Origin of the sequence: Gemmiger formicilis (assembly GCF_024462815.1) — a bacterium.
In the GTDB taxonomy this organism is placed as follows: Bacteria; Bacillota; Clostridia; order Oscillospirales; family Ruminococcaceae; genus Gemmiger.
Genome location: NZ_JANGCG010000015.1, coordinates 1 through 13,533, shown reverse-complemented (window position 1 = coordinate 13,533; position 13,533 = coordinate 1). Strand labels below are relative to the sequence as shown.

General features: G+C 60.5%; 10 protein-coding genes. 3 read left to right on the top strand and 7 right to left on the bottom strand.

The annotated features are described in order from the left end of the window. Positions 1-177: 177 nt before the first annotated feature. Positions 178-1,599 (top strand): glycine--tRNA ligase, encoded by a 1,422-nt coding sequence (locus tag NE623_RS11580; RefSeq protein ID WP_256272716.1) that lies wholly within the window; start codon positions 178-180, stop codon positions 1,597-1,599. A gap of 96 nt (positions 1,600-1,695) precedes the next feature. Here the strand turns inward: NE623_RS11580 and NE623_RS11575 are convergent, their stop codons facing one another. The 5 genes from NE623_RS11575 to rlmB form a co-directional block, all read right to left on the bottom strand. Then, on the bottom strand, positions 1,696-2,577 hold the full coding sequence (locus tag NE623_RS11575; protein ID WP_256272717.1) for an aldose 1-epimerase family protein: 882 nt from the start codon (positions 2,575-2,577) through the stop codon (positions 1,696-1,698). 39 nt (positions 2,578-2,616) lie between these two features. Further along, on the bottom strand, positions 2,617-3,483 hold the full coding sequence (locus NE623_RS11570; RefSeq protein WP_256272718.1) for a putative manganese transporter: 867 nt from the start codon (positions 3,481-3,483) through the stop codon (positions 2,617-2,619). A 24-nt stretch (positions 3,484-3,507) separates the two neighbouring features. Then, positions 3,508-3,903 (bottom strand): transposase, encoded by a 396-nt coding sequence (locus NE623_RS11565; protein ID WP_256272719.1) that lies wholly within the window; start codon positions 3,901-3,903, stop codon positions 3,508-3,510. Positions 3,904-3,932: 29 nt separating this feature from the next. After that, the gene (locus NE623_RS11560) at positions 3,933-7,535 is read right to left on the bottom strand and encodes a hypothetical protein (protein ID WP_256272720.1); all 3,603 of its coding nucleotides are present in this window, start codon (positions 7,533-7,535) and stop codon (positions 3,933-3,935) included. A 68-nt stretch (positions 7,536-7,603) separates the two neighbouring features. Then, positions 7,604-8,398 (bottom strand): 23S rRNA (guanosine(2251)-2'-O)-methyltransferase RlmB, encoded by a 795-nt coding sequence (gene rlmB, locus NE623_RS11555; protein ID WP_256272722.1) that lies wholly within the window; start codon positions 8,396-8,398, stop codon positions 7,604-7,606. A 586-nt stretch (positions 8,399-8,984) separates the two neighbouring features. Between rlmB and fba the strand changes: the two genes are divergently transcribed. Together fba and NE623_RS11545 are read left to right on the top strand one after the other, a co-directional pair. After that, complete coding sequence (gene fba, locus NE623_RS11550; RefSeq protein ID WP_256272723.1) at positions 8,985-9,848, top strand: class II fructose-1,6-bisphosphate aldolase; 864 nt, start codon at positions 8,985-8,987, stop codon at positions 9,846-9,848. A gap of 465 nt (positions 9,849-10,313) precedes the next feature. Beyond that, a complete protein-coding gene (locus tag NE623_RS11545) occupies positions 10,314-11,000 on the top strand; it encodes a carboxypeptidase-like regulatory domain-containing protein (RefSeq protein WP_256272724.1) in 687 nt (228 codons plus the stop codon). On the opposite strand, the gene NE623_RS11540 is transcribed toward NE623_RS11545, so the two are convergent. Beyond that, positions 10,920-12,140 carry a recombinase family protein gene (locus NE623_RS11540; RefSeq protein WP_256272725.1) on the bottom strand — a complete coding sequence of 407 codons (1,221 nt, stop codon included), beginning with the start codon at positions 12,138-12,140 and terminating at the stop codon, positions 10,920-10,922. The genes NE623_RS11545 and NE623_RS11540 overlap by 81 nt on opposite strands. A gap of 177 nt (positions 12,141-12,317) precedes the next feature. Next, positions 12,318-13,316, bottom strand: a complete 999-nt coding sequence (locus NE623_RS11535; RefSeq protein WP_256272726.1) for an alpha/beta hydrolase — start codon at positions 13,314-13,316, stop codon at positions 12,318-12,320. Positions 13,317-13,533 lie beyond the last annotated feature (217 nt).

Below are 13,533 nucleotides of genomic sequence, written 5' to 3'. Positions count from 1 at the left end.
GTTTTGTTTTCGGCCCCGTGCCGAAAACTCCACCATATTTATTATTTATTATTTTTTTATTCTTATTTGCTTTGCATTATCCCCAACCTATGCTATAATATCCTTACTGCGTCACAATCGGGCGCGGTGGGAATAATCGCTTTGTGTGGCAGCCAGCCACGCGGAAGGAGTAACGTAATGAAGAACAGTGAAAAGACCCTTGACATGATCGTGAACCTGTGCAAAAACCGCGGGTTTATCTACCCGGGCAGCGAGATCTACGGCGGCCTGGCCAACAGCTGGGACTACGGCCCCCTCGGCGTTGAGTTCAAGAACAACGTCAAAAAGGCATGGATGAAGAAATTCGTGCAGGAAAGCCCCTACAACGTCGGGCTGGATGCCGCCATCCTGATGAACCCCCAGACGTGGGTGACCACCGGCCACGTGTCCAGCTTCTCGGACCCGCTGCTGGACTGCCGCGCCTGCAAGAGCCGCCACCGCGCCGACAAGCTGATTGCCGAGTGCGAGCAGGGCAAGAACGTGGATGTGGACGCCATGACGTTTGACGAGATGGACGCCTTCATCGCCAGCCATGACGAGGTTGTCTGCCCGGTCTGCGGCAAGCATGACTTCACCCCCATCCGCAAGTTCAACCTGATGTTCAAGACCGCCATCGGCGTGACCGAGGATTCCTCCTCCACCTGCTATCTGCGCCCCGAGACCGCGCAGGGCATCTTTGTCAACTTTGCCAACATCCAGCGCACCACCCGCCGCAAGCTGCCGTTCGGCGTCTGCCAGGTGGGCAAGGCGTTCCGCAACGAGATCACCCCGGGCAACTTCACCTTCCGTACCCGTGAGTTTGAGCAGATGGAGTGCGAGTTCTTCTGCAAACCCAACACCGACCTGGAGTGGTTTGCCTACTGGAAGGACTACTGCAAGAACTGGCTGTTGAGCCTTGGCATCAAGGAGGAGAATCTGCGTCTGCGCGACCACGAGCCCGCCGAGCTGGCCTTCTACAGCCGCGCCACCACCGACATTGAGTATGCCTTCCCGTTCACCGACTGGGGCGAGCTGTGGGGCATTGCCGACCGCACCAACTATGACTTGACCCGCCATCAGGAGGCATCCGGCAAGAGCCTTGAGTACTTTGACCCTGAGACGAACGAGCACTACATCCCCTACGTCATCGAGCCTTCTCTGGGCTGCGACCGTGTGGCGCTGGCCTTCCTGTGCGAAGCCTATGACGAGCAGCATATGGTCGATGCCAAGGGCAAGGAGGATGTGCGCACCGTGCTGCATCTGCATCCGTTCCTGGCTCCGTTCAAGTGCGCCGTGCTGCCGCTGTCCAAGAAACTGGGCGACAAAGCCATGGAAATCCGCAACGAGCTGGCCAAGGACTTTATGGTCGATTATGACGATGCCGGTTCCATCGGCAAGCGTTACCGCCGCCAGGATGAAATCGGCACCCCGCTGTGCATCACCGTGGACTTCCAGACCGTGGGCGATGACAAGGTCGAGGCCGATGGCTGCGTGACCGTCCGTGACCGCGACACAATGGAACAGGTCCGTATGCCCATCTCCGAGCTGCGCGACTATATTGCCAAAAAGGTTGCGTTCTGATTTTAAGTAAATAAAAATCCTGCCTGCGCCGATGCAACCGCATCCAAAGCGCAGGCAGGATTTTTTATTCGATTTTTTCCACTGTCACGCCGGTGTTTAGCGCACAAAGGTGGTAGACAGGGTGGTGGACCAGCTTTCACCGCGCTTCAGAGACGCGGCGCAGGGGCGCTGTTCCCATTCCATCGGGCCGTTCTCCTCGCCGGGCAGGCTGTGCCACGGCTCGATGCAGACAAAGTGCAGCGGCTTCTTGGCGGCAGACCAGATAAGGGTGTACGGGAAGTCCGACACATCGCAAATCACGCTGCGGCCGGTGTCCTTCTCCACGATGGAGACATGGCTCGTGCGCAGGTTGACCATAGCATGGCTGTCATTGTCAAACAAATCATCGGTCAGGGGGACGGCCTCCACGTTGCGGGCCAGATAGTAGCTCTGGCCGTTCAGCAGGCCGTTGGGCTGAGCACTGACGCAGAGGGGGGACTCGATGCCATCAAAGCGGATTTCGTAGTCCTCGGTCACATGGCGGTCATCAAAGGGGAACGCGAAGGCCGGATGGTAGCCGATGCCGAAGCGCAGCTCCTCCTCCACCGGGTTCTCGACGGTCAGGGTGTGGTGAACCGTCTCCCCCTCCAGCGTAAAGGTCGAGCGCAGCACAAAGGCATAGGGCCACTTGGGCAGGGTCTCGTTGTTGGCGTGCAGCTCAAACTCCAGCAGATTTTCCGCATGGTGGGTCATCGTGTGCTCCACATCGCGGGCAAAGCCGTGCTGCCTGCCGGTGTACTCCACACCCTTTGCCAGCATCTTGCCGCCGGTCAGCTTGCCTGTGTAGGGAAACAGAATGGGCGCGTGACGTGCCCAGACAGCGGGGTCTGCCTGCCAGAGAAGCTCTGCCCCGGTGGGCTTATGCACAACGCTGACAGGCTCTGCGCCGTGGGAATCCACCGTCAGGCGCAGAATTTCATTTTCAATGCTGTATTGCATGGGAAAATCCTCCTTTTAAAAGATACGCTTGATACGTTTTTAAAGGGGCAGCAGCTGCAGAAGCATACCGGCACCGGCACCCACAGCCCAGAGAAGGCCCGTCATAAAAAGGTTCTGCTTCCAGCTGGGGTTGACGCGCCAGAGCACCGCCAGACCCACGCCCGCACCCGCGGTCAGACCCGCGAACAGGCTGCCGAAGCTGATGGCCCCCTGCACATAGAGCTGTGCCAGCAGCACGCTGACCGCGCAGTTGGGCACAAGGCCGACCAGCGCCGTGAGCATCGGCTGGAACACGCCCATGCTGGACAGTGCCGCCGTGATGGGCTCTTCGCCGAAGCCCTCAAACAGCAGACCGATGATAAAGCTGAACAGCAGGATGAACACAAAGATTTCCAGCGTGTGGCGCAGGGCTGCCAGGAAGATACCGCTCGTCTCCTCGTGCTCCTCGTGGCAGTCCACATCGTCCGCGTGGCCCTCATAGCCGCCGTACAGCGAGTGGGGCAGCACGTGGCGCAGCGGAATGTCCAACAGCCAGCCGCCCACGATGGCAAACGCCACCTTGCAGGCCAGCAGCAGTACCAGCATAACCCACTGGGACGGCTCGGCCGCCAGCAGTGGGATGGCCTCGTCACTGGTGGCGATAAAGACCGCCAGCACCGTGCCGGGGGTGATGACCCGGCTGGCGTACAGGTTGGAGGCCACCGCGCTGAAGCCGCACTGCGGCACACAGCCCAGCAGCGCGCCGGGGATAAAGCCCCAGCGGCCACCGCCGGCCAGCGCATTTTCGATGCTCTCGCCGTGGTGACGTTCCAGCCATTCAATCAGCAGATAAGCCAGATACAGGAAGGGCAGCATTTTAACGCCGTCAATCAAGGCGTCCAGAAGGGCGTCTACAAACAGTTCCATGAATACCTCTCTATTGTAAAAAATTTATGCAAAGCTGCGCAGCAGTCGGACTGCCGGGCGCACAGCCTTATCGGGGATGCGGGCGCGGAACCGCGCCACGGTGCGGGGTGAGAAGGGCACCTTTTCCACAAAGCTCTCAAACCCCAGAAAATATTGCAGGTAGGGGCTTTCCTGCACCAGTGCCACAACCTCGCGGTCGGTCACATTGTAGTGCAGCTGAATGATACGGCACCCCAGCGCCACGCGGGCCGACAGGGCCACCGCCCCGCCGGGGGCAAACAGCTCACTGTAGGCCTTCTCAAAGCCGTCCCAGTCGATGGCTGCAGCCAGCTGCACCCAGCGGTTGGCGTTGCACAGCTCGCCATGATAGGGCGGCAGATAGTCATAAATCGACATCTGTTTTTCGCGTGCACGGTACATTTGGGGGCTCCCCTTTCCTTAACTAAAAATCAATAACGCTGCAGCAGCGGGAAAATCAGCGCCAGCACGCACCATGCTGCCTGATACAGCACAATACCGACCAGCGGCAGCGTGACAAGCCCGCCTGTCAGGGTCAGCAGCACGCCCACCGCACAGCTCAGCAGCACGGACACCGTCAGCACAATGGCAGACTTGCGCTCGCCCTCGGCAGCACCGGCGGCGGCCTCCAGACCGCCCACGAAGCTGGCAAAGCTGCCCAGATGCAGCATATTGCCCTCGCTCTCCGGCAGCCATGCCACCGCAGGCGCCATTGCCTGATGCTCGGCGTTGTTCAGCACCTTGACCGAGCCCGCAGGCAGGCTGTAGGCGGTTTCCAGCAGCGCAACATCACAGTTGAAGTCATCGCAGTCCACCACCAGGGACAGCCCGGCGCGGTTCAGCGTTTCCAGCACAGCGGCGGTGTCGGGGTCGCGCTGGTAGGCCACCTGGAACATAGCAAACAGCTTGCCGGATACGGCCAGATAAATCACGCGGCGCTGGTTCACCGTGTGGTGCTGCTCATACTCAAGACTCGGAATCTTGATGCCGAAATCCTGCATCAGGGCGCGGTTGCCCACCAGCACACGGCGCTTGTTGATCCAGCCCATATAGCCCTTGCCGTAAATCGTCTCGCGGTCATCGACCTTGGCCAGCAGGCTGCGGTTTTCGCCCAGCATATTCATAAAGACGTTTTTCAAGGTCGGCCCGGCCTCAGACAGGATGGACGCCGCGTAGACAATGGCGGTGTCAATGTGCTCCGGCTTGACAGGCTTGATGCCCGCCAGCGTGACACAGCCCGCCGGGAACAAATCCCGGGAGGTCACCTGAATGACGTTGATGCGGCCGAGCTGGCGGATATCGCTCCAGCCGGGCACAACCGCGCCCACCTGCGCAGCGCTGCGCTGCATCATCCGCGCAGGCAGCGCCGAGAGCAGCGTACCGGCCAGCGGTGCGGCCAGACAGAACACACCGGCCATTGCCGTGGCGGCGGTGGCGGGGTCCTTTGTGCGGATGACCGTGAACAGGAAGGCGGCAAGGCCGCAGCCGCCCAGTATCCAGGCAAACTGCTGCTGATTCTTATCGCTGGTGCCGCGGGCGGCGCTCTTGGTCAGGAAGCTGCGGAAAATCTGGGTCGGGCGGCTGACAAGCACACTGGGGTGCGTTTCGGCCAGCCCCTGCGACACGGCGCGCAGTGCGCCCGCGTCCTTCAGCCGGTAGGCCACCGCGTGGTCAACCTTGGCGCTGACAAGGGTAAAGTTGTCACTGGCCGCAGCCGCATTGAGACGGCGACCCACGGCGTTCAGGCAGAGCACCAGCGCCGCCGGGCCTGCCAGCATGGGCAGCTCACCGGGGTAGCCGCCGGTAGCCAGCATGGCGATGCACTGCACCGCCGCGCCGAGGGCGGGCAGAACCGAAAGGCTGTCCGGCGTGGGGCCCTTGACCAATCCCTTGAAGCCGCTTACAAAGGCCTGCCAGTTGGCCGCGCAGGCCGCCAGCAGCAGCACCAGTACAACCGCCGGGTAGACGGTCGGATCTGCCAGTGCCGCCGGGCGGATGGGCAGTGCACCAATGATGATGAGCACCGCCGCCACCGCGCCCGATACGATGGCCGCCACCGTGGCCACCGTCAGCTGCTTGGCCAGTGCGGAACGGACTGCGGGTGCGTCCTCGGCGCGCTCATACTCATGGGCGCGGGGCACCGGGATTTCGGCGGTATCAAAGGGCGAGGCGGAATTGTCCTCGCTCTCGTCCGCGGCGCGGCCGGTAAAGCGGGCTGCGGCCTTTCTCATATCGGCCGCGGTCGGGATACGGGCGTGCGTGCGGGTGGCGGAGGCATCCTCCGCCAGTGAGGCCGTCAGCCTTGCAGCGGCGTTATCGTAGTCGGAGGTGTCCTCCTTCGGCTGTGGGGTGTTGATGGTGTTGGCAATGTTGTTGACAAAGGCCGAGGTGTTCGGCTCTGCCGGGGCGGCGCTGCCCAGCTGCTGGGTGTAGCCGCTGTGTGCGTCCTCCGCGGGCGGCACCGCGCCGAGGTTCTGGGTAAAGCCGGTGTGCGCAGGCTGCGCCGGGACGGCATCCAGCGACTGGGTAAAGCCGGTATGTGCCGGGGCTGTCGGCGTCAGCTGGATGCGGCCGGTCAGGGTATCCACCAGCGTGTCCACATCGTCGCGCTCCCGCCGGGGCATCAGGCGCGCACGGGTCTGCTCGGCCTCCTCCTTGGAGCTGGCGCCCAGCACAATCGTATCTGCGTAGGGGTCTTCCTGCGGCTCCTGCGCGGCGGGCCCTGCGGGCTGCGCCGTCTGTACAGGCTGCACCGGGGCCGGCTGCACGGCCGGGCGCGGCGTCTCCTTGCGGGGGCGGCGCACGGCGTTATAGGCGTTCATAAACTCCTGTGTGCTGTCCACCGGCGCTGTGCTCACTGCGTCCATCTGCATCGTAAAGCCGGTGGAAGCAGGCGGCGGGGCCGTCTGGGTGCGGGGCGTCTCGATGGGCTCCCCCACCGGTTCGCCGCTGTGCTGCGGCATTGGCTGGGGCGGCGGCGTGGTCTGGATTTTCTGCCCGGGGGTAAATTCCACCGTGTTCTTCTTTTTGCGGAAAATCGTGCCGGTCATACCGGAGGCAGCCGGTGCAGCGGGATTCTGCTGGGCATAGTCCACCGTGCCGCGGATGAGTTGCTGCGTCTTATCGCCGATTTCCTCATAGCGGCTGCTGCGGGCCGGGCGGGTGTACTTGCTGCGCCAGACCTCCTGCGTCTGGGTGTCCTCCGCCGGGGCGGCGGGGGCAGACGGCGCAGGCTGCGGGGCCGGGGCGGCGCGCAGGGGTGCGGGCTCCTCCGCACGGGCCTCAGGAATCATCAGCTCCTCGGTTTCCTCATCCCTGCCCAGCAGCTTATCCAGAAAGCCGCGCTTCTTGGCGGGCTGGCGGGGAGCCGGGGCTTCCAGCTCCTCATCGGGGTAGTATTCCTCCGGCTCTGGCTTATCCTGCCTTGCGCTCAGCGAGACATTGATGGGCACAAACTCGCCGGTATCCTCGGCGTATTTCATGCCGAAGGGACCGCGCTTTGTCTTTTCCGGCTTGGGCATACGGCCCTTCTCGTCCGGCACAACAGCGGCGGATTCCCGGAAAAAACGCTGGAACTGGTTTTTGTTCCGGTTCAGCGATTCGGTATCGACGTTTCTGCCGTCCGCGCTCATATTGACGAGAAAGCCCTTGATGATGCCGGTGCCGGTTGTATCGCCGCTGAAGGTCGGCGTGGTGTCCCCTGCCGGGCCTTCCTTGGGCGGCTGTGTGGGGGCCGGGCGGCTCTGGGCGGGCTGTGGGGCCGGGGCTGTGCGGCGCGGCTGCGGCGCAGGCTGCGCCGGGGCCGCCGCCTTATTGGCCGGGGCGTTCAGCAGCTCATCCAAACCGTCCGCACCCCCGAAGGCAAAGCCGTTCTGGGGCATGGGCGGTGCGTCCGTAGTGGAGATGCCGACACTGCGCAGTATCTCATCAACCTGACGGTCGGTGACACTGTCGCGCAGCCCGGCCTCCGCCTGCTGCATATTCAGGTCCTGCAGAATCCTGTCGACCGAATCATTGGTACGTTTGCTTGGCATTTTGATTCCTCTTTGTAAAAGGATAAACTTCTTATCGCAGGCACATCAAAGCTTCCGGCCTGTCTGGATTATTGCTTTTTGGCAAGGCGTCTGCGCATCACATCATAGCACAGGATGCCCGCGGCAACACTGACATTGTAGCTGTCCACACCAGTTGCCTGGCCGGGGGCCATCTCCAGCGTAACGGCGGCATCGCACAGCTTGCGGGTCAGCGCACCGGGGCCGCCGCCTTCACTGCCCAGCACCAGTGCCACCGGGCCGGACAAATCGGTCTTGGCCAGCGGCGCACCGCCCAAATCTGCACAGTAGACGAAAATATTATGCTCCTTAATCGTGCGGATAGCCTGCGCCAGATTGGACACGCGGGCAATCGGCAGACGTGCCGCCGCACCGGCGCTGGCCTTCATGACCGTGCCGGTCACACCGACGCCGCCGCGCTTGGGGATAACCACGCCGTGCGCGCCGCACAGATAGGCCGAGCGCACAATCGCGCCCAGATTGTGGGGATCCTCCACGCCGTCACACAGCACAAGGAAGGGCGGCTCGCCCTTTTCCTGCGCGGCGCTGAACAGCTCGTCAAGGCTCTTGTACTCCACCTCTGCAGCGCGGGCCGCCACACCCTGATGATCCGGCGTGCCGCACATCTTCTGCAGCTTATTGGCGGGCACACGCTTGACCACCGCGCCGCTTTCCTTGGACAGGGCGGTATAGTAGCCCGCCACGGCCTGCGGCATTGTGTCGGTCAGATAGACCGTGTCCACGGCGCCGCCGCTTTTCAGCAGCTCCGTCACAGCGTTTTTGCCCCATACCAGCGTATCCGTGCGCTCGGTATTCTGTTCGCGTTCGCGGGCGAATTTTTCCATAGTGTCCTCCCCTGTATCGTAAAAAGCCGACAATAACCGACTATGCTTTATAATCAGATATCAGTATAACACATTACAAGGCCATTTGTCATCTTTTTTTGCGACTTTTCGCACACGGCGGGCGCAAATTTACAACTGCCGCTGCCAAAATGCGTCAAAAGTGCAACCCGTTCCTGCGCTTTGTCGAACCAGCGCGGTTTATACAAAGCGTAGATGCCTGCAAGGTTTTCCACCTGTTGAAAACTCTGTGGAAACTGTGCAAAACTGGCTTTATGACGGTCTTTTCCACCGTTTCCACCAAGTTTTCAACAACAGAAGTGGAGAAATTTTCCACATAACAGCCCGGATAAACCCTTTTGTCAACCCGGAATAACGCTGATTTTTCCGCAGAATCAGCCGGTTGTCTCTGGCAATTTTTACAAATTTGTAACACCTTCAGCACTTGCGGCGCTCTTGTGACAAAAGTCCATTCTGTGCATTGAAAAAAGCTGTTGATTTTTTGTCAAAGTCGGGTTATAATAGATTTGATGGCGGGCCGGACATCGCCCCGCCACTACTGATAACGTTTTACGTGGAGGTATGAACTATGCTGGTAAATGCTACCAATATGCTTCTGAAGGCACGCGATGGCCACTATGCAGTCGGCCAGTTCAACATTAACAATTTGGAGTGGACCAAGAGCATCCTGCTCACCGCGCAGGAGATGAACTCCCCTGTTATCCTCGGTGTTTCTGAGGGCGCTGGCAAATATATGACCGGCTTCAAGACCGTGGCCGCCATGGTCAAGGCCATGGATGAGAGCCTCGGCATCACCGTTCCCGTGGCCCTGCATCTGGATCACGGCACCTATGAGGGTGCAAAGGCCTGCGTTGCCGCCGGCTTCACCTCCATTATGTTCGACGGCAGCCACTACGGCATCGACGAGAACGTTGCCAAGACCACCGAGCTGGTCGCTCTGGCTCATGACCATGGCCTGTCCATCGAGGCTGAGGTTGGCTCCATCGGCGGTGAAGAGGACGGCGTCATCGGCATGGGCGAGGTTGCTGACCCCGCCGAGTGCGCAAAGATTGCCTCTCTGGGCATCGACTTCCTGGCTGCCGGCATCGGCAACATCCACGGCAAGTACCCCGCCAACTGGAAGGGCCTGGACTTTGACGCTCTGGACAAGATTCACAACGCTACCGACAACATTCCTCTGGTTCTGCACGGCGGCACGGGTATCCCCGATGAGATGATCAAGAAGGCTATCTCTCTGGGCGTCTCCAAGATCAACGTCAACACCGAGTGCCAGCTGAGCTTTGCCGATGCTACCCGCAAGTACATCGAGGCCGGCAAGGATCTGGAGGGCAAGGGCTTTGACCCCCGCAAGCTGTTGGCTCCCGGCGCCGAGGCCATCAAGGCTACCGTCCGCGAGAAGATTGAGCTGTTCGGCTCCGCCAACAAGGCTTGATTGCCTGAGGCAATACCGCACAATTCACGCCTGACGGCTTAAGCACCGCTACTGCGGCTACGAAGCACAATCTGCGTTGCAAAAATGCTCGATAATACATACCAGTATTATCTGCGCTTTTTGCTTAGCAGCTTGTACTTCTCGCTCGCCGTATCGGCACTTAGAATTATGCGGTGTTGCCCTAACAGCCGCTTAAATCATCCCGAATAAGCAATTTGCGCCCGCAGGTAAAAGCCTGCGGGCGCTTTTGCTTTGCCTGACGCACATTTCACTGTACCTGTAGGGCGAGGTGACCTCACCCCGCCGCCGGGCTTGCGATTGTATGCCGTTCCCGACTTGCCGCCGTAGGGGAGGCGGCGTCCCCGACGCCCCACCCTCACCCGCTGGCTACCGCGTTTTTACTACACCGTCCCTTGTAACCACCTCCCGCCCCGCCGCATAGCGTGGGGCAGGAGGTGTTTTGCTATGGCACAAGGCAGTATTCTGATTTACACATCCGTGGCGGGGCAGGCCGCCCCGCTGGTAGGCGCAGCCATAACCGTGCGGGACGAAAACGGCGCTGTGCTGACCCGCCTGACAACCGACACAGACGGCTATGCCGAAGCCGCCGACCTGCCCGCCCCTGACAAAAGCTACAGTCTGGACGAAGCCAACACCACAGTGCGCCCCTACGCCGTCTACGGCATTGAGGCCGCACTCACCGGCTGGCAAACCGCCATACTGAACGATGTGCAGGTCTTTGACGGCCAGCCCACCGTAGCACGGGTCGAGCTTCTGCCTGCCGAGGTCGTGCCCGCCGCGGCCCGCATGGCAAGCGGTAACTCGGATGCCGAAATCATCACAATACCACCCCACTCACTCTTTTCCGGTGCAGGCGGCAGCGGCCCCACGCCGGAGGTGCTGCTGCCCGGCAGTGTGCTGACACGGGTTGTGGTGCCGAAGAAAATCACCGTGCATCTCGGCAAGCCGTCGGCCAACGTCCGCAATGTCACCGTAGGCTTTCAGTCCTACATCGCCAATGTAGCTTCCAGCGAGGTCTACCCTACCTGGGATAGCGACCCGGCACTACCCTTAAAAATTCCAGTGGATTTCCATGCGGCGTCTGCCCGCTTCCGGCGGATATACGATGATTTCGTCCACCATCGCACGTAGCTGCCGCTGCGATAGTTGCCGTTTTGTATAGTTATACGCTTTGTCTTTTATAATTTGTTCTGCATCCGTCATCGGCAGGTATGGCTGCCCGGGGCAGGCTATGCGGCTTTTCTGCGTCGTGCGGCAGCGGAAATAGCGCCGCACGCCGCTGCCGGTCAGCTCCATCCTTCCGCCGCATACGCCGCACCAGACCTTCCCCGCCAGCAGATGCACCGTGCCCCCGCCCCCGGCAGTGCTTTGCCGGGCCAGTCTCGCCTGCACAGCCGCAAAATCTGCACGGCTCACAAGGGGCGTGTGGGTACCCGGCACCACAATCCACTCCTCCCGCGGCAGCCGCAGCGTCCGTTTGGATTTGTAGCTCAGCTTGCGCACCCGGCCCTGCTCCATATCCCCCGCGTAGGTGCTGGTTGATAGAATGCGCCGCACCGTTGCCTTGCCCCACAGCTGCGTTTTGGGCGGATGTCCATTTTGTATGGCGCGGTAGGCGGACGGAGGCGGGATTCCCGCATCGTTGAGCAGCCGCACAATTTTTGCGGTGCCGCAGCCCTCCAGATACCACGCAAATATCTGCCGCACCACCACGGCAGCGGGTTCATCCACCAGCAGCCGACTGTGGTTGTCCGGGTCCTTGCGGTAGCCGTACAGCGCAAAGCTGGCAATGTAGCACCCACTGTGCCGCTTGTGGTCAAGCACGGCCCGCACATTCTCAGACAAGTCCTCCAGATACCACTCGTTGATTAAGCCGTTGATTTGCCGCGCCTTCTTCCCGGCCGGGTCATAAGTGTCCACATGGTCCAGCACCGCGATAAACCGCACGCCCCACTCGGGGAAAAGCCCATGCAGATAGCGCTCGACCAGCTCCATATCGCGGGTAAAGCGGGACTGCGTTTTGGCCAGAATCACCTCAAACCGTCCCTGCTCCGCGTCCATCAGCATGGCATTGAACCCCGGCCGCGCCCGGTCGATGCCGGAATAGTCCTCGTCGGTGTAAACGCGATAGACACGGTAGCCGTGCTCCTCGGCCCAGCGCAGCAGCAGTTCCCGCTGGTTGCGGATGCTCTCGGACTCCGGCGCGGTCTTTTCCTCGTCCTCCTTGCTCAGGCGGCAGTATACCGCCGCCCACCCCTTACGCGGGAGCATTAGCATCCCCGCCCAGCAGGCGATTCAGATTTTGTCTGCGCTCCGCTTCACTGGCCGAAAGGTAGCTTTCCGTGACGCAATACTCCATATCCACCCCTCCCCTGCTGTATCATACGCCACACCGCCTGCCGATAACACAAAAGGCGGCGCAGCCAGAAGGCCGCACCACCCTTGCACTCACTCCATATAAGGGGCAACAAAATCAAATACTGCGTCCCAATAGGCATCGCCCAGCGCGTAGAGAGCCTCGCCGTGGCCCGCACCGTCGGCGGTCAGCTCGGCCTTGTTGTCACCGGGTTTTGCGTTGTACAAAATGTCCATCATTTCATACGGAATAAAATCATCCGCCGTGCCGTGGATGAAAAGCATCGGCTTTTCACAGGCAGCCACCTGCTGCAGCGCGCTGGCCTCTGTGAAATTATAGCCCGCCCGCAGCTTGGCAACGCCGCTGGCCGTGTACAGAATCGGAAATTCCGGCAGACCGAACCGCAGCTGCAGTTCACTGGAAAAAACATCCCAGACGCTGGTATAGCCGCAGTCCTCCACAAAGGCCTTCACATTGTCAGGGGTGTCCTCCCCGGCCGTCATCATGGTGGTGGCCGCCCCCATAGAGATGCCGTGTATGACGATTTCGGCGTCCGGGTCGCGCTGAATGATATAGTCAATCCAGCGCAACACGTCCTTCCTGTCCAGCCAGCCCATGCCCACAAAATTACCCTCGCTGTCTCCGCAGGCCCGCAGGTCGGGGGTCAGCACATTATAACCGGCCTCATAGTACGGCGCCGCCAGCTGCAGCGCTCCTGTGTGGTTCGCACGGTAACCGTGCAGAGCAATGGCCCAACGGTGACTGTCGACGGCTTCGTTATGCGTATAACAGACACCGCGCAGCGTCAGGCCGTCATCAGAGGTTGTTTCTACCGCCTCCCCGGGATTTGCGGCAAGAAAGTCCTCCGTCTGTTTCTCAAAAGTGGCCCGGTTGGCTGCAATAACCGCTTCCACGCCTTCCGGCGTCTGCTCGACCTCCAGTGATACCTCGCGGTCACCGCCGTCTCCGCTGCGCCCGATGGCATAGTCAACCAGATAATTGCTGACCGCCCCCAGCGCCACCACCAGAACAACAATCACCGCCGCAATCGCAATTTCGATTTTCGTTTTGACCTTCATTTTTGTTCTCAAGACACATTTCCTCTCTTTATCTTTTTTTGCAACATTTGCTAGTATACCTTCATTTTGTTGATTTGTCAATATTTATGAGGCGAATTGTATCATGTTCTGTCTCTCCCCTACCCGGGTATTTTTATATTAAAAAAAAGCCCTGCTCCTTTTGGAGCAGGGCTGAAAGAGAAGCCGGCATCTACCTATTTTCACAGGCCGTTTCCAGCCAACTATCTTC

Bases quoted from the DNA above. Each gene is read 5' to 3' on its own strand.
- NE623_RS11580 (WP_256272716.1), top strand. From the start codon at position 178: ATGAAGAACAGTGAAAAGACCCTTGACATGATCGTGAACCTGTGCAAA.
- rlmB (WP_256272722.1), bottom strand. From the start codon at position 8,398: ATGGAAAAATTCGCCCGCGAACGCGAACAGAATACCGAGCGCACGGAT.
- NE623_RS11560 (WP_256272720.1), bottom strand. From the start codon at position 7,535: ATGCCAAGCAAACGTACCAATGATTCGGTCGACAGGATTCTGCAGGAC.
- NE623_RS11570 (WP_256272718.1), bottom strand. From the start codon at position 3,483: ATGGAACTGTTTGTAGACGCCCTTCTGGACGCCTTGATTGACGGCGTT.
- NE623_RS11565 (WP_256272719.1), bottom strand. From the start codon at position 3,903: ATGTACCGTGCACGCGAAAAACAGATGTCGATTTATGACTATCTGCCG.
- NE623_RS11545 (WP_256272724.1), top strand. From the start codon at position 10,314: ATGGCACAAGGCAGTATTCTGATTTACACATCCGTGGCGGGGCAGGCC.
- NE623_RS11540 (WP_256272725.1), bottom strand. From the start codon at position 12,140: ATGCTCCCGCGTAAGGGGTGGGCGGCGGTATACTGCCGCCTGAGCAAG.
- NE623_RS11575 (WP_256272717.1), bottom strand. From the start codon at position 2,577: ATGCAATACAGCATTGAAAATGAAATTCTGCGCCTGACGGTGGATTCC.
- fba (WP_256272723.1), top strand. From the start codon at position 8,985: ATGCTGGTAAATGCTACCAATATGCTTCTGAAGGCACGCGATGGCCAC.